Origin of the sequence: Stenotrophomonas sp. (assembly GCF_031995405.1) — a bacterium.
Lineage (GTDB): Bacteria > Pseudomonadota > Gammaproteobacteria > Xanthomonadales > Xanthomonadaceae > Stenotrophomonas.
Window position 1 is genome coordinate 1 of the sequence record NZ_DAMAGC010000076.1, and the last position, 19,745, is coordinate 19,745.

Consider the following 19,745-nt stretch of genomic DNA (forward strand, 5'->3'; position numbering starts at 1 on the left):
GCTCGCAGGGCGTGCATCCGCCGCCCGGCCGACCTGTTCCTTGAACGGCGCTTTCAGGTTGCCCGCAGCGGCCGGCATCGCATCCACTACCATGGGCCACCTGCCAGGATGCGCCGCCATGTCCCTAGTGATTCCCACGTTGCCCAAGCCCCCCATCGCCCGCATCGCGGCCTGGCTGCTGATGCTGCTGGGGATGTGGCTGGCACTGAAGCTGGGGCTGGTGGTAACGCTGCTGTCGGGGCTGCTGGTGTTCCACCTGACCCACCTGCTGGCCTCCACCGTGGAAGGCAAGCTGCCGCCGGGGCGCGCGCGTGCCTATTCGGTGATCGTGCTGTCGGCGCTGATCATCGGCGTGCTGACCCTGGCCGCGATCGGCATCGCCTCGTTCTTCCGTACCGAGACCGGCGGGCCCGATGCGCTGCTGATGCGGCTGATGGACATCCTCAATACGTCGCGCCACCAGGTGCCGGCGCTGCTGCAGCCCTACATCCCCGAAGACCTGCAGGCGCTGCGCACGGCGGTGAACGACTGGGCCGCCACCCACCGCCAGCAGCTCGGCATCGCCGGGACGTCGGTGGTGCAGATCAGCGTACGGGTGCTGATCGGCATGGTGCTGGGCGCGATGATCGCGCTGTATGACGAACTGCCGCTGCCGAAGATGGGGCCGCTGGCGCAGGAGCTTATCGGGCGCACCAGCCGCCTGGCCACCGCGTTCCGCCAGGTGGTGTTCGCGCAGGTGAAGATCTCGCTGCTCAACACGCTGTTCACCGCGATCTTCCTGTTGGTGGTGCTGCCGCTGTTCGGCGTGCATGTGCCGCTGTCCAAGACGCTGGTGCTGATCACCTTCCTGGCCGGCCTGCTGCCGGTGGTGGGCAACATCATCTCCAACACCGTGATCACCATCGTCGCGCTGTCGGTCTCGTTCTACGTGGCGATGGCCGCGCTGTTGTACCTGGTGGTCATCCACAAGCTGGAGTACTTCCTCAACGCGCGCATCGTCGGCGGTGAGATCCAGGCGCGCGCGTGGGAGCTGCTGCTGGCGATGCTGGTGATGGAGGCCGCGTTCGGGCTGCCGGGCTTGGTCGCCGCGCCGGTGTTCTATGCGTACGTCAAGCGCGAATTGCTGGACCAGCGCTGGATCTGAGATCGCGCAGCCACGCATGGCGTGGCGCTACGGTTGGCGAATGATCGAGCGGTTTGCCCGGCATGCTGACCCTGCTGTCCCACGGTCGATCCCTGGACGTCAGCGCGGGGCAGGCCGTCCCGGCGTGATCGCCTTGCTGCGCCGGTACTCCGCACGGTTGGCCTGGTAACGCGCGATGCTCTGCCCCAGCGCATCCAGCGCGCCGGCCGGCATCCACAGCTGCTGCGTGCCACGGGTCATCGCGGTGTACGCCGCGCGCACCGGATTGTGCGCGTAGCCACGGCCGAAACCGGTGCGGAAGCAGCACATCGACATCGCCACCTGCGCGAATTCGGTGTTCTTGGCGTGCTCGACCAGCATCAGCTGCAGCGGTGCCTCGTGGAAGGCGGCCAGGCGCTGGGTCAGTTCGATGAAGCGGTCGCGGTTGTAGCCACGCATGAACATCCGCGGGATCTGCGGCATGTCCTGTTCGTTGCACTCGGCCAGCAGCGCCTCCCAGCGCTGGCTGCTGCCGCCGTGCGAGGTCATTTCGCGATAGGCCTCTTCGCCGCGGTTCACCTCGCGGCCCACGGTGGACAGGGTGTCCGGATGCACGCCGAAGGTGACCCCGGCCGCCGCCAGACGCTGCGCTTCTTCCAGCAGCCGCCACGGGTTGCCGTAGACGCGCGCGCCGCTGCCGGGCACCTCGTCCCACGCCGCATAGGTCCGGGCCAGCGTCGGCTGGTCGGGCGAACCGGCGAACGGTCCGTCGAAGTAGCCGGTGGCATCCAGCGCCACGGTCTCGTTGACCAGTTGCTCGACCATCGGGCCCTGGCGCACCGACTGCACGATCTCCAGTTTCATGCCGGTGGCAAACCGCGGTGAGCGCCCGACTAGGCGCTGGTTGGGGTCGCCCAGGCTGATGACCGAGCCTTCGTAGCCGGACAGCAGCGCCTTCCACGCCGGGCTCATGTCGTGGCCTTCGTCGATGAGCAGGGTGCCCCAGGTGGCCGGGATCGTCGCGCCGTGCAGCGCCAGCCATTTGCCGATGTGGTCGACGTTGAGGCTGAGCAGCGTGGCTTTCTGCAGCACTGGATCGAACATGCAGCGCCACACGTGTTCGGCGGCGGCGATGTAGGGGGCCGCATCGATCATCGCCCAGGGCAGCGCGCGTACGAAGTGGCGGGGCGCCAAGCGTTCGGCCGGCGAGCGGCACCAGGCCGCGATGCCTTCGAAGGCCACGCGCAGCACGCTGGTCGGCGGCTGGTTGCCGATCGACTGCAGGCCGATGCGCTGGGCGATGTCGCGGAAGGACGCCTTGCTGATCTGGAAGGTCGGGCGGTAGGCGGTGCCGAGGATGCCAAGGCGGAACGCGCTGCCGGCCACCTGGTTGGCGAAGCTGATCTGCGACAGGATCTCCACCGGCAACGCACCGCTCAGCCGGCGCCGGAAGGCCTGCACCTGGCTGGGGCGCGGGGCGATGTAGGTGTAGCGCCGGGTCGCGCTGTCCAGCAGCTGCAGGATCAGGTGGGTCTTGCCGGCGCCCGCATAGGCGTCCAGGTCGATGTGCTCATCGTCGTTGGCCACGATCGCGCGCAGTGCGCGGGCCTGTTCGGCGGTGTAATCGTGGGTGCGCTCGACGTAGGCCGGCGCATGCAGTGCGTCGCCGCCGGTCGCGTCCTGCGCGTCCGGGTCCACCGCCGCATCGGTGTAGAAGCGGATCGTGTGCGGCTCCAGCGTGGTGCGGCAGGCGGCCTGGAACGGGTCCACCGGGTAATCGTCCGGCGACAGCTGGCTGAACTGCTGCACCACCGCCTCCGGACCCAGCACCACGCCCTGCAGGGCCAGCGCTTCCAGCCAGTCGCTCAGGCGCGGCGGCAGGCGTTCCGCCAGCGCATGGAACTGCGCGGCGGCAGCGTCCGGATGCGCGGCAAACAGCGTGCAGGCCTGCTCGATCAGTCGGGTCAGCGCGGCGCTGTGATGGGTCTTGCCCTGGCAGAGCGCGGCGGCGAACAGCCCGGCGCGCTCCAGCGCGGCGGCCGGGATCTGCGCGCCTTCAAGGAACGCAGCCACTGCCGAGGAGGTCAGCGGCAGAAAATACACAGGTTGGGTCGGCAGGGGCATTGCAGGGGGGATCGGACGGCTGCCGGCACGGTAGCAGATGCACCCCGGCCGCGCTCAGAACGGGTGCGCCTTGGCGCAGGCCAGTGCGTGGTTGTAGTCGCTGGACATGCAGCGGTAGAACGCGCGCTTGTTGCCGGCGGACGCCTCGCAGTCGGCCAGGCCGAGCTGGGGCAGCAACGCCCGCAGGGGCACGGCGGCGCGCTCGAAATCGGCCGCGGGGAGGTAGCCGCCCTGCACGTTCTTTTGGCCCACCTCCAGCATTGTCTCCACGCTGTAGCGGGCATTCTCCACCGCCTTGGGGCAGGCCAGTGCCGCATCGCCGTCGCGTACCTCCAGCAGCGCGGCGGCGAGCTGGTCGGCATCGGCGAGGGCCTGCTCGCGCGGGCCCGCTGCGCCGGCAACGGGCGAAGCCGGCGCGGCAGGCGGCGCGGCGGCGGCCAGGCCGATGATCAACAATGTCGCCAGCATGCCCATCGGGCGCTCCTTGCCAAGATATCCCGCACCGGCGGCGCCGCGTGCATCCGGCGCCGATCATAGCGTGGCGGCAGGCAGCCGCGTCATCGAACCGATGACCGTGCAGCAGGTGCGCCTGCGCACGGCATATCGGGTGCATCGCAGGCGCCGCATCGCAACGGTCGGCCTGCGCCGATCACATCGCGCTGCCCACCGGCGTGGTGCGACGTGCCTCCTGCGCGGCCTTCACCTGACGCCACCATGGCGTACCCGGCTGCGGTGCATCCAGGTCCAGGCGCTCGCCCATGCCCGGCGTGGCCAGCGCGATCGAACGCTGTGCGGCCAGTGCGCTGACCCGTTCGAAGGGTTCGTCCCACTGGTGCAGGGCAAGGTCGAAGGTGCCGTTGTGGATGGGCAGCAGCCAGCGCCCGCGCAGGTCCTGGTGGGCCTGCACGGTCTGTTCGGGCTGCATGTGCACGAACGGCCACTTGGCGTCGTAGGCACCGGTTTCGATGAAGGTGACATCGAACGGCCCGTAGCGTTCGCCGATGCGTTTGAACCCATCGAAGTAGCCGGTGTCGCCGCTGAAGAACAGGCGCAGTCCGTCATCGAGGATCACCCAGGACGCCCACAGCGTGCGATCGCGGTCGCGCAGCCCGCGGCCGGAGAAATGCTGGGCCGGCGTGGCGGCAAAGCGCACCCCGTCCACCTCGGCTTCCTGCCACCAGTCCAGCTGGCGCACGCGCTCGCGCGGGACGCCCCAGGCGATCAGCCGGTCGCCCACGCCCAGCGGGGTGAGGAACACGTCGGCGCGGGTGGCCAGGTACTTGATGGTGGCGCGGTCGAGGTGGTCGTAATGGTCATGCGAGAGCAGCACGCCGCGGATGGGCGGCAGCTCGTGCAGCGCGATCGGCGGGGCGTGGAAGCGCTTGGGGCCCATCCACTGCACCGGCGAGGCGCGCTTGGAAAACACCGGGTCGGTCAGCCACCAGCCGCCGCGCAGTTTCACCAGCAGGGTCGAATGGCCCAAGCGATACAGGCTGTGCTCGGGGGCCTGGGCCAGTTCGGCAGCGGTGATCGCCCGCACCGGCGGCGCCTGCGGCGGCGTGGTGCCGGCGGGGCGGTCGAACAGGAACTCCCACAGCAGTTTGAGCGTACCGGTCACGGTTTCCTTTGGCTTGGGGGCGGCGTTGGTGAAGTGGCCGCCGCGCATCTGCGGGGAGGCGTCATGGTTGGCAATAGGCACGGTCAGGGTCATCCCGAGGATTACGGTGAGGGAGAAGGCGACGGCAAGCAGGGGGAGGGCTCTCATGCGTCACCTTCAGGTTTATGAGTGTTCAGGCACTCATTTATATGGTCAAAACGGCGGATCAACGTTGGATGCCTTTCCAGAACAGGTCGAAACCGGCCTGCTGCAGCTGCTGCCGCTGGTCGGGCGCGGCGGCCATCGCTTCCAGCGTGGTCTCCAGCAGGTTGATCAGCACCCGGCCCAGGTAGAACGGCAGGCGCTGCGGATCGATGTGGTCGGCCAGGCCGGTCTCCAGCGCCTGCAGCATGCTGCCGAACAGACCGGCGCACTGGACGCGGGTCTGTTCGCTGATGCGCTCGGACACCTTCAGCTGGCGCAGCGCCATGCGGTCCACCGGGTAGGCCGAGCCCCAGGCGACCAGCGCGTTCCAGGCGTGCTGCAACAGGCCATGGGCATCGGCGTCGGCGGGGAAGTCGGTGGCCAGCGCCTGCGAGAGCCGCGTTTCCAGGCGGACGAACAGCGCGTTGAGCAGCGCGTCCTTGGTCTCGAAGTAGGTGAATACCGTGCCTTCAGCGACCTTGGCGGCGCGCGCGATCTGCGCCGTGGACGCGCCAATGCCCTGCGCGGCCACCAGCCGGGCGGCGGCATCGAGGATTGCATCGCGCTTCTGTTCGCTGAGCGGGCGGGCCATGGGAATGAGTAAGTGAGTGCTTGCTCATTTATAGTCCGGGCGCGGTTGCGCTGCAAGTGCAGGCGAAGGCCTGGCCGGGATCCGTTCAGCCCCGGCGCTTGCCGGCTGTCGGCCAGACACGGGACCATGCCGGCCTGTCTGCCGAACCTGGAAGCCCCGCGATGCCTTCTGCCCCGATCACGCTGCGCACGCCACGCCTGCTGCTGCGCCCACAGACCGCGGCGGATTTTCCCGCGTACCGGGCGTTCCTGGCCTCGCCGCGCGCGGTGGGCCTGGGCGGTCCCTTCGACCTGCGCGCCGCGTGGGGGATGTTCTGCCACGACCAGGCCTGCTGGCAGTTCTTCGGGCATGGCGCGCTGATGATCGAGCGGGCCGACACTGGCCAGTGCATCGGCCAGGTCGGCATCAATGACGGGCCGCTGTTCCCGGAAAAGGAACTGGGCTGGCTGCTTTACGACGGCCATGAGGGCAACGGCCACGCCACCGAGGCGGCGACGGCGATGCGCGACTGGGCCTTCGGCACGCTCGACCTGGCGACGCTGGTCAGCTACATGTCTGCGAACAACGCGGCGTCGGCCGGCGTGGCCCGGCGGCTGGGCGGCGTGCTGGATGCCACTGCCGTACGCAGCGACCCAGGCGATCAGGTGTACCGCTACCCGCGCTGAGAAAGGGGCGGCTGCCGTCTGTATGCATTGTCATTGCCCCCGGCGAGGTCTATAACGCGGTTCAGGCCCCTTGCTGGACGCCCCGCGATGCCACTCAACGCCGCCGTTCCCGCTTCCGCCATCTCCGCCTCGCAACAGATCGATGCCAGGATCGCCAGCCTCGACGACTGGCGCGGCAAGACCTTGGCGACCCTGCGCCGCATCATCAAACAGGCCGATCCCCAGGTCGTGGAAACCGTGAAGTGGCGCGGTGTGCCGGTCTGGGAGCACGACGGCATCCTGTGCACCGGAGAGACCTACAAGGCGGCGGTGAAGATGACCTTCGCCAAGGGCGCGGCGCTTGACGATCCCACCGGTCTGTTCAATGCCAGTCTCGAGGGCAACACGCGGCGGGCGATCGACGTGCATGAAGGCGAGCGGATCGACCCGGCGGCGTTGAAGGCGCTGATCCGTGCGGCAGTGGCGTTGAATGTGGCCGGCAAGGCGGCGAAGGCAAGACCCGCCGCGGTGGCGACTGGAACGGACAAGGCCGCGGCGAAGAAGAGGCCGGCTCCCGCGGCACCGAAGGTCGCTGCGACGCGGACATCGCGTCCGCCCACGCGATAGCGCACTGCAGGGGCGCGACGCCGCCGGCATATGCCTGTTGTTCATATGACAGGCTCGCGGTGGCAGGCGCGGGCAGTTTCGGCAAAGATGGTGGGCTGCACGTTCGCCGCGAGGCGTGCGCTGCGGTCTCCCCCTGTTGAAACTGGAACTGCCTGTGCTGAGTGTTGTTGGTGTGCTGCTCGCGTTGTACGTGGTGTGGCGTGTGATCTGGCCGATGCGGATGGCGTTGTCGGTACGTGGCCCGCTTGGACTGCTGGTGGTGGCGCTGGCGTTGCACCATCGCATCGTGGCCCGCTTTGCCGGGACCATGGCGTCGCCGGAGATTCCCAAGGCTGTCATCGCCGTGCTGGCCACCGGCTTTACCGCGCTGCTGCTGGGCGCGGTGTTTCTGCTGCTGATCGATGCCGCGCTGCTCGGCGCGCGCCTGCTGCGCCGCCCGCGTGGCGTGGCCGCATTGCGCACGGCGTGGCTGCGGCCCGGTGCGATGGGCGTGGCACTGCTGTTTTCTGCCTATGGCATCTGGCAGGGCATGGCCGTACCGCAGACGCGACAGATCGAGGTGGTCATCGATGACCTGCCGCCGGCGTTCGACGGTTACCGCGTGCTGCAGCTGACCGATATCCACGCCAGCCGCCTGCTCACCGGCAGCTGGGTGGCCCAGGTGGTGGCCAACAGCAATGCGCTGCAACCGGACCTGGTGGTGATCACCGGCGATCTGATCGATGGCAGCGTGGCCGCGCGCGCGGCCGACTTCGCCCCGCTGGCCGGCCTGCATGCGCCCGACGGCGTCATCGCAATCACCGGCAACCACGAGTACTACGCGCAATACACCGCCTGGATGCAGGCCTTCCGCGCGCAGGGCATGCAGGTGCTGGAAAACAGCCACGTGGCGGTGACGCGTCAGGGCGCTGCACTGACCATCGCCGGGGTGACCGATCCAGTGGCGGCCAACTACGGGCTGCCGCTGCCGGACATCACTGCCGCCCTTGCCGGGGCCGATCCCGCCGCGCCGGTGATCCTGCTCGACCATCGCCCGGGTGCGGCGCGCGTCAATGCCGCCCACGGGGTGAAGCTGCAGTTGTCCGGACATACCCACGGTGGCCACATCGTCGGCATGGACCAGTTGGTGAAGCGTGCCAACAACGGCTATGTCTCCGGCCGCTACGACGTCGATGGCATGACCCTGTATGTCAGCAACGGTGCCGGCCTGTGGCCGGGGTTTCCTGCGCGGATCGGCGTGCCGTCGGAAATCACGTTGATCACGCTGCGCCGGGGCCACGCCACGCGTTGACGCATCACGCGGGTCGATGCCGCATGGATGTGATGTCCATGGGCATCGGGCGCCCGCGGCACAGGCACGCGATGCGCGGCAGCTGTCATATGACAGTCATGCCGCAGTGAAAGAATTTTAACGACCGGGCAACAGCCGTCCACCGACTGCCCCTGCCGTTTCAATCTCCTTTTTCCCTGCGAGCACCGTGCCGTCCGGCACGGTGGTTCGTGCCTGCCCGAGCGCTTGAACCATGAAGAAGACCCTGTTGGCCGCCGCCGTGATCCTGGCCATGTCGCCGGCGGCCTGGGCGGACGATGCTGCCCCGGTGGCACCGCGTGACGACACCGCCACCGATCTGGACGCGGTGTCGGTGATTGGTCGTGGCGAAGCGCGCCAGGTGCAGCGCATCACCGCGCAGAACCTGGACATCCTGCCGCCAGGTACCAGCCTGCAGAAGGCGATCAACATCCTGCCGGGCGTCAATGCGCAGTCCGCCGATGCGCTGGGCACCAACGAGCAGTCGATGACGCTGAGCCTGCGCGGCTTCAACGCCACGCGGCTGGGTTACACGCTGGACGGCGTACCGCTCGGCGACGGTGCCTACAACAACTACAACGGCCTCACCATCAACCGCGCGCTGATCAGCGAGAACATGGCCGGTGCCGAACTGGCGGTGGGTATCGGCAGCCTGGGCACGCCGTCCACCAGCAATCTCGGCGGCACGCTCACCTACACCTCCAACAACCCGCTGGCGACGATGGGCGGGCGGTTGGTGCAGACCGTCGGCAGCGACAGCAACCGCCGCACCTTCGTCCGCGCCGATACCGGCGAGCACAACGGTTTCTCGGCCTACGTGTCGGGCATGAACGCCGCCTCGGACCTGTGGAACGACCAGAGCGCCTACAACCAGTCGATCACCAAGCAGTTCAACGCCATGGGTGTCTGGAACTTCGGCAATGGCCGCATCGCCGCCTTCGTCGATACCTCGCGCACCTCGCAGGCCGACTATTTCTATCTGTCCAAGAATGAAATGGCGCGCGGACTGGGCTGGGACTGGGGCGGCTATGCGCCGGACTGGAACAAGGCCGTGGCCAAGGCCTACTGCAACACCGCCACCTACGTGAAGGCCAAGTGCGATGCATCCGGCCCGGACCGGGATGCGGACGGGGCGTTCACCGCCGGGCAGATCCTGCGTGACGACAACCTGTATTACCTGTCCGGTGACTTCTTCCCCGGCGATGGCTTCAGCGTGCACGCGCTGGCTTACCACCACGACGACCATGGTGAAGGCCACAACTGGAACAGCGGTGCATGGTCCAACAAGGGCACGCCGCAGGAAGTGCCGATCATCTTCCGCAACACCGTCTACGAGATCGACCGCAACGGGGCCACGCTGTCCTTCGACTGGGACCTGGGCGCGCACCACATCGAAGGCGGCCTCTGGTACGAGCGCAATGAAAGCAGCGCCGAGCGCTACCAGACCGCGGTCACCGGCCCGCGCGACCTGAGCGGCATGAACAGCACCCAGGCCGATGTCGGCGTGTTCGCCCAGCGCACCCGATGGGAAACCAAACAGGCTTACCTCAAGGACACCTGGCGACTGCTCGACGACCGGCTCACCCTGGAGTTCGGGATCAAGAGCCCGCACGTCACCTCCGACGCGCAGGCGCTGCCGGGCACCGCCAGGACGCCGATCGCAGCCAGCTCCAACAACCAGTTCGCCACCGGTCGGTTGAAGATGAGCAAGTCCGCGCTGCCCAGCGTGGGTGCCAATTTCCGCCTGACCGACAGCCAGGAACTGTTTGCCAGCTATGCCGAGAACATCGCGATGTTCCAGGGCGGGTTCAAGCTTGGCCCGCAGGCGGTGAGCCAGGCGACGTGGAATGCACAGGGCGATCTCAAGCCGGAACAGTCGCGTTCCTTTGAAGCCGGTTACCGCTACGTCGGCGATACCCTGCAGGCCTCGCTGGCCGCCTACACGGTGCGCTTCGACAACCGCCTGCTGCAGTACAACCCCTGCGACTCGCGCCAGCCGGTGGGGCCGACCTGCGGCAACCGTTTCTACAATGCCGGTGGGGTGGACAGCCGTGGTGCGGAGTTGACCGTGGTGTGGACGCCCAATGCGCACTTCAGCTGGTACAACTCGGCCTCGCTGAACCGCTCCACCTACCGCTCCGATTACGTGCAGGCCGGCGTGGTGCAGCCCATCGAAGGCAAGATCCAGACCGATACGCCCAAGCAGATGTTTGCCAGTGAGATCACCTGGCGTGACCAGGGCTGGTTTGCCACGCTGCGTGGCAAGTACACCGGCGAGCGTTTCTACACCTACACCAACGACCAGGGCTTTGGCGGGTTCACCGTGTTCGATGCGTCCGGCGGCTACGATTTCGGTCGGATCGGCTTCGCCCAGGATGTGCGACTGTCGGTCAACGTGACCAACCTGACCGACAAGCGCTATGCCAGCAACCTGGATTCCAGCGTGTTCGCACCGAGCGACCCGACCGGCTCGATCTACGTCTTCCACGCCTCCGCACCGCGCCAGGTGTTCGGAACGGTCGATGTCCGCTTCTGATCGCAGGCCGTGGCAACGCGGCGTGGCATTGGCCGGGCTGTTGGCGGTGATGGCGGGGCCGGTCTTCGCGGCGGCCGCGATGTCCTCCGACGCGTCATCGGACATGCCGGTACTGGTGGCGTCCGGCGTGTTGCCGGCCGGCACCGTGGATTTCCTCGGCGACACGCTGGGCTCGTTCTCGTCGCTGGCCGTTGATGCCGCACACTGGGAGCGCACCGCTAACGGCTACCGCGGCGTGCTGTGGACGCTGCCCGATCGCGGCCGCAACGATCCTGATGCCGGCCTGTTCTACGACTATGCCGGGCGACTGGAACGCCTGCAGCTACGGATCCGGATGGGCACGGCAGAACGCGCCGGCAAGTTGACCCTGACCCCCGATGGCGGGTTGCTGCTGCGTGACTTCAATGGTGAGCCCTTCACCGGCGCGGACCCGGGCGAGCACACCGTGGTGCAGAACGGCATCCTGCTGCCGTCGCCTGCGCAGGGCGTGGGCGCGGGCAGGATCTCGCTGGATGCCGAATCGCTGCAGTTCACCGCCGACGGGCATTTCTACATCGGTGACGAGTACGCCGCGCACGTGTACTACTTCGCGCCCGACGGCCGCCTGCAGGGCGTCATCGTGCCGCCGCCGGCCGTCCAGCCCCGGCGCGGCGGACGGGTGATGTTCGATTCACGTCGTGCCCCGGACACCGGCCGGCGCAACAACCAGGGCGTGGAGGGCATGGGCCTGTCGCCCGACGGCCGCCGCCTGTTCGTCGCGCTGCAGAGCGCGCTGGTGCAGGACACCGCCACGGGCGACGCCAGCGGCCGCATCAACACCCGGGTGATGGTCTACGACGTGGGCCGAGATCCGCTGCCCACCCGGCCGATCGGTCACTACGTGCTGCAACTGCCGGCCTATGCGCACGATGGCAAGGGTGCGCCGGACCGCACCGCCGCACAGAGCGAGCTGCGCGTACTGGACGACCATCGCTTTCTGCTGCTGGCGCGTGACGGCAACGGGCTGGGCAGCGACAAGCCTGACCCCATCGTCTACAAGTCGGTGCTGCTGGTCGACACCCGCGATGCCAGCAACCTGGCCGACAGCGTGTATGAGCAGGGCATCGCGTCGGTTCTGGCGCAGCGCGAAACCACCGCGTTGCAGCCCGGCATCGTGCCGGCGCGCAACCGCGTGCTGCTGGATCTGCTCGACCCGGTGCAGCTGGCCCGCGCCGGGCTGGACACCGACACCGCCCGGGGCCCGCATGCCGCGCTGCTGTCGGAGAAGTGGGAGGCGATGGATCTGGTGCCAACCCTTGACCCGAAGCGCCCGGATGAGCGGCTGCTGCTGGTGGGCAACGACAACGATTTCATCGCACGCCACTGCGTGATGCAGGGGCACGCCTGCGACAGTGCTTACGACAACGACAACCGGGTGCTGGTGTATCGGTTGACGCTGCCCGCGCCGACGCCGGAGCCGCACTGAGCCGCTCGTCAGCTTGGCAAGCGCGCGGGGAATTGCGAGGCTTGCACTTTCAGGCGAAGGGCGGGTGCGGATGAAAGCGATGTACACAGGTCTCGGGGCGATGATGGTGCTGGCCACGGCCAGCGGCTGCGCGACGCAGGGCGACGCGCTGCAACGTGCGCCTGCGGCGGCGCAACCGGTGACCGGTGTGGTGCTGCCCGATACCGAAAGCTGGAGCGTGCATGACCCGGCCGGGCGCGATTACCCGATCTGGGTCGCGTTGCCGGCCAGTTATGCCGCCCACCCCGAGCGGCGCTACCCGGTGCTGTACGTGACCGACGCGCTGTACAGCTTTCCGCTGGTACGCAGCATCCGCAACCTGGTCGGGCAGGGGGGCAGCAACCTGGAGGACTTCATTCTGGTCGGGCTGCCGCCTCAGCAGGGCCTGACCTCCAAGCAGAGCCGCTCGCGCGATTACACCCCGACCCGGCCGGTACGCCGCAACGAAGACGACTACAGCGATGACGTCGTTTACGGCGGCGCGGCGCACTATCGCGATTTCCTCGCCGCGCACGTGCTGCCGGCGGTTGACGCGCGTTATCGCACCGATCCGGCGCGGCGCAGTTTCGCCGGTCATTCCTATGGCGGCCTGTTTGGCAGCTTCGTGCTGGTCACGCGGCCGGAGATGTTCCAGACCTACATCCTGTCCAGTCCGTCGCTGTGGTTCGACAACCATGTGATCGATCAGCTCGAACAGACATACGCGCAGCAGCATCGTGCACTGCCGGCGCGGGTACTGCTGGCGATCGGCAGCTTTGAAACCATCAAGCCAGAGCCGCGCTATTTCACCCGCAACGACATGCTCAAGGACAACCAGGCCTTCGCTGATCGGCTGCGCGGGCGCGGCTACGAAGGGCTGCAGGTGGCTACTTCGATCATCGACGGCGAGGACCATCTCACCGTCTATCCCACGACGTTGACCCGCACACTGCTGCAGGTGTTCCCGGGCAGCGAGCCGTACGACGGCGGCTGAGCGTCCGCCTACCGGGCCAGGCCGCTCCGGCGGCCGGCTGCAGCGCGTTCGCCTGCACCAGCTCCAGTGCCAGGGCATGGGCGACGGCATGCAGAGGTCTCGACCCGCAGGCGTGAAGGCCACGCCAGCATCCCTGCACGGCGCGGTCACCGGACCGCGCCGACGCTGTCAGCCTGTTCCCAGCCTGGATGCGCCATGACCACCCTGACCCTGCCCGAACTGGCCAAGAAGATGGCCAACATCGACTTCACCATGCTGCAGACGCACGCGCCCAGCGGCGACATCGCCGCGCGCCCGATGAGCAACAACGGCGATGTGGACTATGACGGCGACAGCTGGTTCTTCACTACCGAAGACACCGACATGGTCCGCGAGATCCAGCAGGACCCCAAAGTGGCACTGAGCTTCACCGGCAGCAAGTCGCTGCTGGGCAAGCCGCCGCTGTTCGTGGCGGTGCAGGGCAGGGCCACGCTGATCCGCGACAAGGCGATCATGCAGCAGCACTGGGTGAAAGACCTGGAGCGCTGGTTCGAGCAGGGCGTGGACTCGCCCGGGTTGGTGCTTGTCCAGGTTGCCGCCAGCCGCATCCACTATTGGGATGGCGAAGACCAGGGCGAGATCCTGCGCTGAGCGATGGCCGGGATGTCCGCCTCGAACCTGCCCCGGATCGGTTGCGCCGGCTGGTCCATTCCGAGCCGCTATGCCGACCTGTTCGGTCCGGGCGAGAACATGCTTGCCCGCTACGCAACGCGGTTTACCGCGGTGGAGATCAACTCCTCGTTCTATCGTCCGCACCAGCGCAAGACCTATGAGCGCTGGGCGGCGTCGGTGCCGGCGGGGTTCCGTTTCTCGGTGAAGCTGCCGCGCACGGTGTCCCACGACTCGGGACTGGTCGGTGTCGGTGGGCTGCTGGACCGGTTCCTCGATGAAGTAAATGGACTCGGCGACAGGCTGGGCGGCCTGCTCCTGCAGTTACCGCCCTCACTGGCGCTGGAGCCGCGACGCGCGGCCAGCTTCTTCCGCGCGCTGCAGCGTCGCAGTCCGGCAGCGGTGGTATGCGAACCGCGCCATGCCAGCTGGTTCACCGCGCAGGCCGACGCAGTGTTGCAACGCTACGGGATCGCGCGGGCGGCGGTGGATCCGGCCCGCTTTCCCGCGGCCAGCCAGCCCGGCGGCACGCCGACATGGCACTACTGGCGCTGGCACGGTTCACCGCGCATGTACTACAGCGACTACACAGAAGCTGCCCTCGCCGAGCTGGCCGAGCAGGTGTCGGCCAGGCGCATCGGTGGCCACGCGCCCTGGGTGATCTTCGACAACACCGCGCACGGCTTCGCCGTGGCCAATGCCGCGCGCCTGCAGGAGACGATGTGCGATGCCTGAAGGTCCTTCCATCCTCATCCTGCGTGAGGCCGCGGCCAAGTTTCGCGGCAAGACGGTGCGCCGGGCGCTCGGCAACAGCAGCCTGGACCTGACCCGCATGGAGGGGCGGCGGGTGCTGGCGCTGCGCAGCTTTGGCAAACACTTCCTGATCCAGTTCAGCGATTTCAGCCTGCGCGTGCACATGCTGATGTTCGGCAGCTACCGCATCGACGAACGCAAGCCGTCGCCGCCCAGGGTGTCGCTGCAGTTCGACAACGGCGAGTTGAACATCTATGCCTCCTCGGTGAAGTACATCGAGGGCGCACTGGAGGAAACCTACGACTGGCGCGGCGACGTGCTGTCGCCCGAGTGGGATCCGCGCCTTGCCCGGCGCCGGCTCAAGCAGCAGCCGGACACCTTGATCTGCGACGCGTTGCTGGACCAGGAGATCTTTGCCGGGGTAGGCAACATCATCAAGAACGAAGTCCTGTTCCGTACCCGGGTGCATCCCGAATCGAAGGTCGGCGACATTCCCCCGCGCGTGCTGGGCAAGGTGATCGCGCAGGCGCGTGAGTACAGTTTCGACTTCCTGGAATGGAAGAAGAAGTTCGAGCTGCGCAGCCACTGGCGGGTACACACCAAACGCACCTGCCCGCACTGTGGCGGGCCGCTGTCCAAGACCTACCCCGGCAAGACCAGACGGCGCACGTTCTTCTGCCCCAACTGCCAGGTGAAATACTGACGCATCCGGCCGGCGGGTGAAATCCGCCGCCGGTGGTCCTGTAGGATGGGGCCGTCCCACGCCGTTTCGTGCGTCCTGCGCGGTCTGTTTCCGACCGTCCGCTTCGCTCCTTTCTCCGAGTGCCGCTTTCCCCTGTGAAGGTGGTCCTCCCCGTGTCCCACGGAGCGCACATGCCGGGCTATGCCACCCGCGTCCTCACCATTCCGGTCGCCGGCCACGACTTCCGCATCCGCGCGCTCAGCGACCTGCAGCAGTTCGCCGATCCCACCGGGCGCGCCCAGCGTGCCGGCATCCATTCCTCGTTGTGGAGCCTGTTCGGGCAGATCTGGCCGGCCGGTCGGGTGCTGGCCGAAACCATGAGCAGCTACGACGTAACCGGCAAGCGCATCCTGGAACTGGGCTGTGGCCTGGGCCTGTCCAGCCTGGTGTTGGCCCGGCGCGGCGCCGACGTGGTGGCCAGCGACCACCACCCCTTGGCCGAATCGTTCCTGGCCTACAACGCCGGCCTCAACGATCTGCCGGCCATCCACTATCGCGATCTGCCGTGGGAGCTGCCGGACGCGTCACTGGGCCGCTTCGATCTGATCATCGGCAGCGACGTGCTCTACGAGCGCGGCCATGCCCTGCAGATCGCCGCGATGATGCAGCGCCACGCCCGGCCGAGTGCCGAACTGCTGCTCACCGACCCCGGCCGCGGCAACGTCGGCGCGTTCTCGCGCGCGATGGCGGCGCAGGGCTATGCGGTGGACGAGGCGTACGGGCTGTTCGATGACGAAGGCGATGCCCCGGGACGCGGCCGGCTGCTGCGCTACAGCCGCGAAGCGGTGCCGGCACTGGCCGGTTGAGTCACGCCGGGAAGATGGGCGTGCGGGCCGTGTAGTGGCGATGTGAGTCCGGCGGCGCGCGGTGTGCAGTAGGCTCGGCGGCATCCTGTTGCCGATGTCGCTGCCGATGCTTGTCCTTCGTCCCTGCTGTCCACACCGCATCATTGCCACAGCGCCGGTGGCAGGCGCATGACGGCGCCCGCACCACTGGCGCCGGAACGCCGCACCCGCTCGATGATCATCGCCGGCCTGTCCACGGTGGTGGAGTGGTACGACTTCACCCTGTACCTGTACCTGGCCACGGTGCTGTCGCGGGTGTTCTTCGGCGGCGGCGAGAATGCGCTGCTGGCGACACTGGCCGGGTTCGCGGTGTCCTACCTGATGCGTCCGCTGGGTGCATTGTGTTTCGGCCATCTCGGCGATCGCTTCGGGCGGCGCTACATGCTGCTGGCCTCGATGCTGCTGATGACGCTGGCGATGCTGGCCACCGCGCTGCTGCCCACCTTCGACAGCATCGGTACCAGTGCCGGCGTGCTGCTGTTGCTGCTGCGCTGCCTGATGGCGTTCTCGGTCGGCGGCGAGTACACCGGCGTGGTGGCCTACCTGCTGGAAACCGCGCCGACGCACCGACGCGGCCTGGTCACTTCGCTGGCCTCTGCGGCCAGTGAAGTGGGGGCATTGCTGGCGGTGGCGCTGTCGGCGTTGACCGTGGCCGTGTTGAGCACCGCGCAACTGGACGGCTGGGGCTGGCGCATCCCGTTCTTCGTCGGCGCGGCGCTGGCCGGGGCGATCCTGCTGGCGCGTTCGACCATGCATGAGTCGCCAGAGTTCGAGCGGCAGAAGGCCGCCGGTACGGTGCCGACCTCGCCGATCCGCGATACCTGGCGCTTCCATCGCGGGGCGGTGGCACGCACCTTCGCCATTTCCGCGCTGGGTTCGATCACCTACTACGTCGGCATCACCTACGTGCCGGCGTTCCTGGGCTCGGCCGGGGAGGTGGGGGAATCCGAAGCGCTGTGGTTGTCCACGGTCGCAGCGGTGGCGGTGATCGTAGTGACACCGCTGGCCGGTGCGCTGTCGGACCGGATCGGCCGACGCCCGGTGTTGATCGCGCTGGCGCTGCTGTCGGCATTGCTGCCGTTGAGCATGTTCTCGCTGATGGCCGGCGGCCAGACCCTGCTGATCGGCATCGCTGCGGTGGTGCTGGCCTGCCTGGCCGGCGGAGTCAGTGCGGTCGCCGCACCGGCCACGGCCGAGCAGTTCCCCGGCGAGGGGCGCCTGAGCGGCCTGGCGCTCGGCGTGACCATGGCCACCGCGTTCTTCGGCGGCGCCACGCCGTTGCTGGCCGAACTGCTGGTGCGCCACACCGGCTGGGCCGCGGCACCCGGCGCGATGATCGCGGTGGTGGCCGTGCTGGTGCTGCCGGTGATGTGGACGCTGCGCGAGACCAGGCCCCGGTGATGCCGGCTGCTGCCACTCCCAAAAAACGCTCGCCCGAGGGGTAATGCCGGCCGTTGGCCGGCTCCACGGAATGTTCAACGCCAGACGTATCCCCGGCGGTTGACCGGCCCCACGCAACGTCCGGATCGCCTAGGAGCCGGCCAGCGGCCGGCGCTACCTGGTGTCGCGCCGAACAAAAAACGGGCCGCCCGAAGGCGACCCGTCCGTTGTAGCGGCGTATTGTCTGCCCGCCGTCAGAACTTCCAGCGCAGACTGGCGGCCACGAAGCGCGGTTCGCCGTAGTTGTTGTAGTCCAGGTTGGCCCAGTAGGTCTTGTCCAGCGCGTTGCGCACGCTCAACGTGGCGGTCCAGTTGTCGCTGATGCGGTAGTTGGCGTTGAATTGCACCAGCGCATAGGCCGGCTGGTTCACCGTGACCGTGCCGCCCAGCGGGTAGGGGATGTTGTAGCCCTGCACCTTGCTCTGCCACTGCACGCCGCCGCCCACGCTCAGGCGTGCCAGCGCACCGCGCAGCTGCACCTGGGTGTTGAGCTGGAGCAGGTCTTCGGCCGGGTTGGCGTAGAGCAGGTCGGTGGCCGCGCGGGTCACCTTGACGTGGGTGAAGCCGGCATTGACCGTCCAGCCCGGCAGGATCTCGCCGTTGATGTCCATTTCCCAGCCGCGCGCCTTGGTGCCGTTGACGCCGATGTAGGCCGAGCTGCCGTCGCTGAGCGAGCCATCGGGCACGCTCATGTCGCGCACCGCGTAGTTGTCCTGCTTGGCCTCGAACACCGCCGCGTTGGCGGTCAGGCGGCCATCGAACCACTGGCTTTTGATGCCTGCTTCCAGGTTGGAGCCCTGCACCGGCGCCAGCAGGTTTTCATTCCTGTCCTTGTAATTCTGCGGATTGAAGATCTCGGTGTAGCTGGCATACACCGCAAACTGCGGGGTGATGTCATAGACCAGACCCACGTACGGGGTGACTTCGTCGCTCACCTTGTAGGCACCGCTGGTGGCGGTGTAGGTGCCGGCTGCGTTGTAGGCGCGGGTCAGGGTCTGCCAGCGGCTCAGGCGCGCACCGGCGATCAGCGACAGCGGATCGGCCAGGCGCAGGCGGGTAGCCAGGTAGAAGCCACTCTGGGTGGTCTTGGCCACGCGGCGCGCGCCGGTACGGGTGTAGGTCACCTCGGAGATGTCGCCATCCCAGTTGTACACGTTGGGGATGTAGTAGCAGCGCTCGCTGCCGCAGCGCGCCCAGTCGGTGGGGTAGTTCAGCGCGACGGTGTTGGTGGTGCCTTCCAGGTCGGCCCACTGCGCGCCCACGGTCACGTCATGCTCGCGACCGAACAGGTTGAAGGTGCCGGTCAGGTAGGCATCGACGTTGCGGCGGGTGTCTTCCGAATCGCCGGCGGCGGTGCGCAGGTAGATGCCCGAGCCGGTCGCCGGGTCCGGGTAGCCGGTGCCGTACAGGCGGATGTTCTGCACGTTGCCACGGGTGTAGGCGGTGTTGATCTTCAGCAGCCAGTCTTCGCCGAAGCGCTGCTCGAGGTTGGCGAACACGGTGCTGGTCTCGCGCTGCCAGTAGCTCCACTTCGGCGCCAGGTTGGTCGAGCGCGACAGGTGGGCGAAGTTGCCCTGGCTGTCGAAGAACGGCACCGTTCCCCAGGTCGAGCCGACCGGGTTGTTGTCCTGGGTCTGGTAGCCGACGGTGACAGTGGTGCTGTCGGTGACGTCGCCCTCCAGCACGGCCATGCCGGCCATCTTGTTTTCTTTGTAGCGGTCGTAATAGAAATCACGGTCGGTGTAGGCGGCAACGACGCGGCTGCGGAAGCGGCCGTCGGCGGTCAACGGCGCGGTCACGTCGGCCTCCATGCGCCGGTAATCCCAGCTGCCGGCACTGACCGAGAACGAGGCGTCGAAGTCCTTGCCTGGGCGCTTGCGCAGCAGGTTGACGGTGGCCGAGGGCACGCCGGCGCCGCTGAGCAGGCCGTTGGCGCCGCGGATCACTTCGACGCGGTCGTAGAAGGCGGTGTCGTATTCCTGGTTGGTGGAGCCACTGTAGGTGGGGATGCCGTCGACCTGGAAGTCGGTGATGGCAAAGCCGCGCGCGTAGTACAGCGGACGCTGGGTGTCGTAGAAGGACAC

At 67.8% G+C, this 19,745-nt stretch carries 16 protein-coding genes and 1 pseudogene; 12 read left to right on the forward strand and 5 right to left on the reverse strand.

Going from position 1 to position 19,745, the window contains the following annotated elements:
• Positions 1 to 118 precede the first annotated feature (118 nt).
• A complete protein-coding gene (locus RTO53_RS13415) occupies positions 119 to 1,144 on the forward strand; it encodes an AI-2E family transporter (protein ID WP_312238253.1) in 1,026 nt (341 codons plus the stop codon).
• Between the two features lie 99 nt (positions 1,145 to 1,243).
• Here the strand turns inward: RTO53_RS13415 and RTO53_RS13420 are convergent, their stop codons facing one another.
• The 4 genes from RTO53_RS13420 to RTO53_RS13435 all read right to left on the reverse strand — a co-directional run bounded on the left by RTO53_RS13420 (position 1,244) and on the right by RTO53_RS13435 (position 5,640).
• Positions 1,244 to 3,247, reverse strand: coding sequence for a hypothetical protein (locus RTO53_RS13420; protein ID WP_312238254.1), 2,004 nt, complete (start codon positions 3,245 to 3,247; stop codon positions 1,244 to 1,246).
• Between the two features lie 54 nt (positions 3,248 to 3,301).
• Positions 3,302 to 3,715 carry a hypothetical protein gene (locus RTO53_RS13425; protein WP_312238255.1) on the reverse strand — a complete coding sequence of 138 codons (414 nt, stop codon included), beginning with the start codon at positions 3,713 to 3,715 and terminating at the stop codon, positions 3,302 to 3,304.
• Positions 3,716 to 3,896: 181 nt separating this feature from the next.
• The gene (locus RTO53_RS13430; RefSeq protein WP_312238268.1) at positions 3,897 to 4,958 is read right to left on the reverse strand and encodes an MBL fold metallo-hydrolase; all 1,062 of its coding nucleotides are present in this window, start codon (positions 4,956 to 4,958) and stop codon (positions 3,897 to 3,899) included.
• A gap of 112 nt (positions 4,959 to 5,070) precedes the next feature.
• Positions 5,071 to 5,640, reverse strand: a complete 570-nt coding sequence (locus RTO53_RS13435) for a TetR/AcrR family transcriptional regulator (protein WP_312238256.1) — start codon at positions 5,638 to 5,640, stop codon at positions 5,071 to 5,073.
• Between the two features lie 161 nt (positions 5,641 to 5,801).
• On the opposite strand from RTO53_RS13435, the gene RTO53_RS13440 reads away from it, so the two are divergent.
• From RTO53_RS13440 to RTO53_RS13490, 11 genes and pseudogenes are all read left to right on the forward strand, one after another.
• On the forward strand, positions 5,802 to 6,305 hold the full coding sequence (locus RTO53_RS13440) for a GNAT family N-acetyltransferase (RefSeq protein ID WP_312238257.1): 504 nt from the start codon (positions 5,802 to 5,804) through the stop codon (positions 6,303 to 6,305).
• A gap of 87 nt (positions 6,306 to 6,392) precedes the next feature.
• Positions 6,393 to 6,788: pseudogene (locus RTO53_RS13445) on the forward strand (DUF1801 domain-containing protein); the annotation flags it as partial.
• Between the two features lie 277 nt (positions 6,789 to 7,065).
• A complete protein-coding gene (locus RTO53_RS13450) occupies positions 7,066 to 8,202 on the forward strand; it encodes a metallophosphoesterase (RefSeq protein ID WP_312238258.1) in 1,137 nt (378 codons plus the stop codon).
• Between the two features lie 232 nt (positions 8,203 to 8,434).
• Entirely contained in the window at positions 8,435 to 10,756 is a 2,322-nt protein-coding gene (locus RTO53_RS13455) for a TonB-dependent receptor (protein ID WP_312238259.1), read from the forward strand.
• Positions 10,743 to 12,221: an esterase-like activity of phytase family protein gene (locus RTO53_RS13460; RefSeq protein WP_312238260.1), complete on the forward strand. Its 1,479-nt coding sequence runs from the start codon at positions 10,743 to 10,745 to the stop codon at positions 12,219 to 12,221. Before RTO53_RS13455 ends, RTO53_RS13460 begins: the two co-directional genes overlap by 14 nt.
• Before the next feature lie 79 nt (positions 12,222 to 12,300).
• A complete protein-coding gene (locus RTO53_RS13465; protein WP_312238261.1) occupies positions 12,301 to 13,233 on the forward strand; it encodes an alpha/beta hydrolase-fold protein in 933 nt (310 codons plus the stop codon).
• Between the two features lie 195 nt (positions 13,234 to 13,428).
• The gene (locus RTO53_RS13470; protein WP_312238262.1) at positions 13,429 to 13,863 is read left to right on the forward strand and encodes a pyridoxamine 5'-phosphate oxidase family protein; all 435 of its coding nucleotides are present in this window, start codon (positions 13,429 to 13,431) and stop codon (positions 13,861 to 13,863) included.
• 3 nt (positions 13,864 to 13,866) lie between these two features.
• Positions 13,867 to 14,616, forward strand: a complete 750-nt coding sequence (locus RTO53_RS13475; protein WP_312238263.1) for a DUF72 domain-containing protein — start codon at positions 13,867 to 13,869, stop codon at positions 14,614 to 14,616.
• Complete coding sequence (locus tag RTO53_RS13480; protein ID WP_312238264.1) at positions 14,609 to 15,337, forward strand: DNA-formamidopyrimidine glycosylase family protein; 729 nt, start codon at positions 14,609 to 14,611, stop codon at positions 15,335 to 15,337. Before RTO53_RS13475 ends, RTO53_RS13480 begins: the two co-directional genes overlap by 8 nt.
• A gap of 170 nt (positions 15,338 to 15,507) precedes the next feature.
• The gene (locus RTO53_RS13485; protein ID WP_312238265.1) at positions 15,508 to 16,182 is read left to right on the forward strand and encodes a methyltransferase domain-containing protein; all 675 of its coding nucleotides are present in this window, start codon (positions 15,508 to 15,510) and stop codon (positions 16,180 to 16,182) included.
• A gap of 168 nt (positions 16,183 to 16,350) precedes the next feature.
• Positions 16,351 to 17,622 carry an MFS transporter gene (locus RTO53_RS13490; RefSeq protein ID WP_312238266.1) on the forward strand — a complete coding sequence of 424 codons (1,272 nt, stop codon included), beginning with the start codon at positions 16,351 to 16,353 and terminating at the stop codon, positions 17,620 to 17,622.
• A 233-nt stretch (positions 17,623 to 17,855) separates the two neighbouring features.
• Here the strand turns inward: RTO53_RS13490 and RTO53_RS13495 are convergent.
• Positions 17,856 to 19,745 (reverse strand): TonB-dependent siderophore receptor (locus RTO53_RS13495; RefSeq protein WP_312238267.1); only part of this gene is annotated, 1,890 nt, incomplete at its 5' end.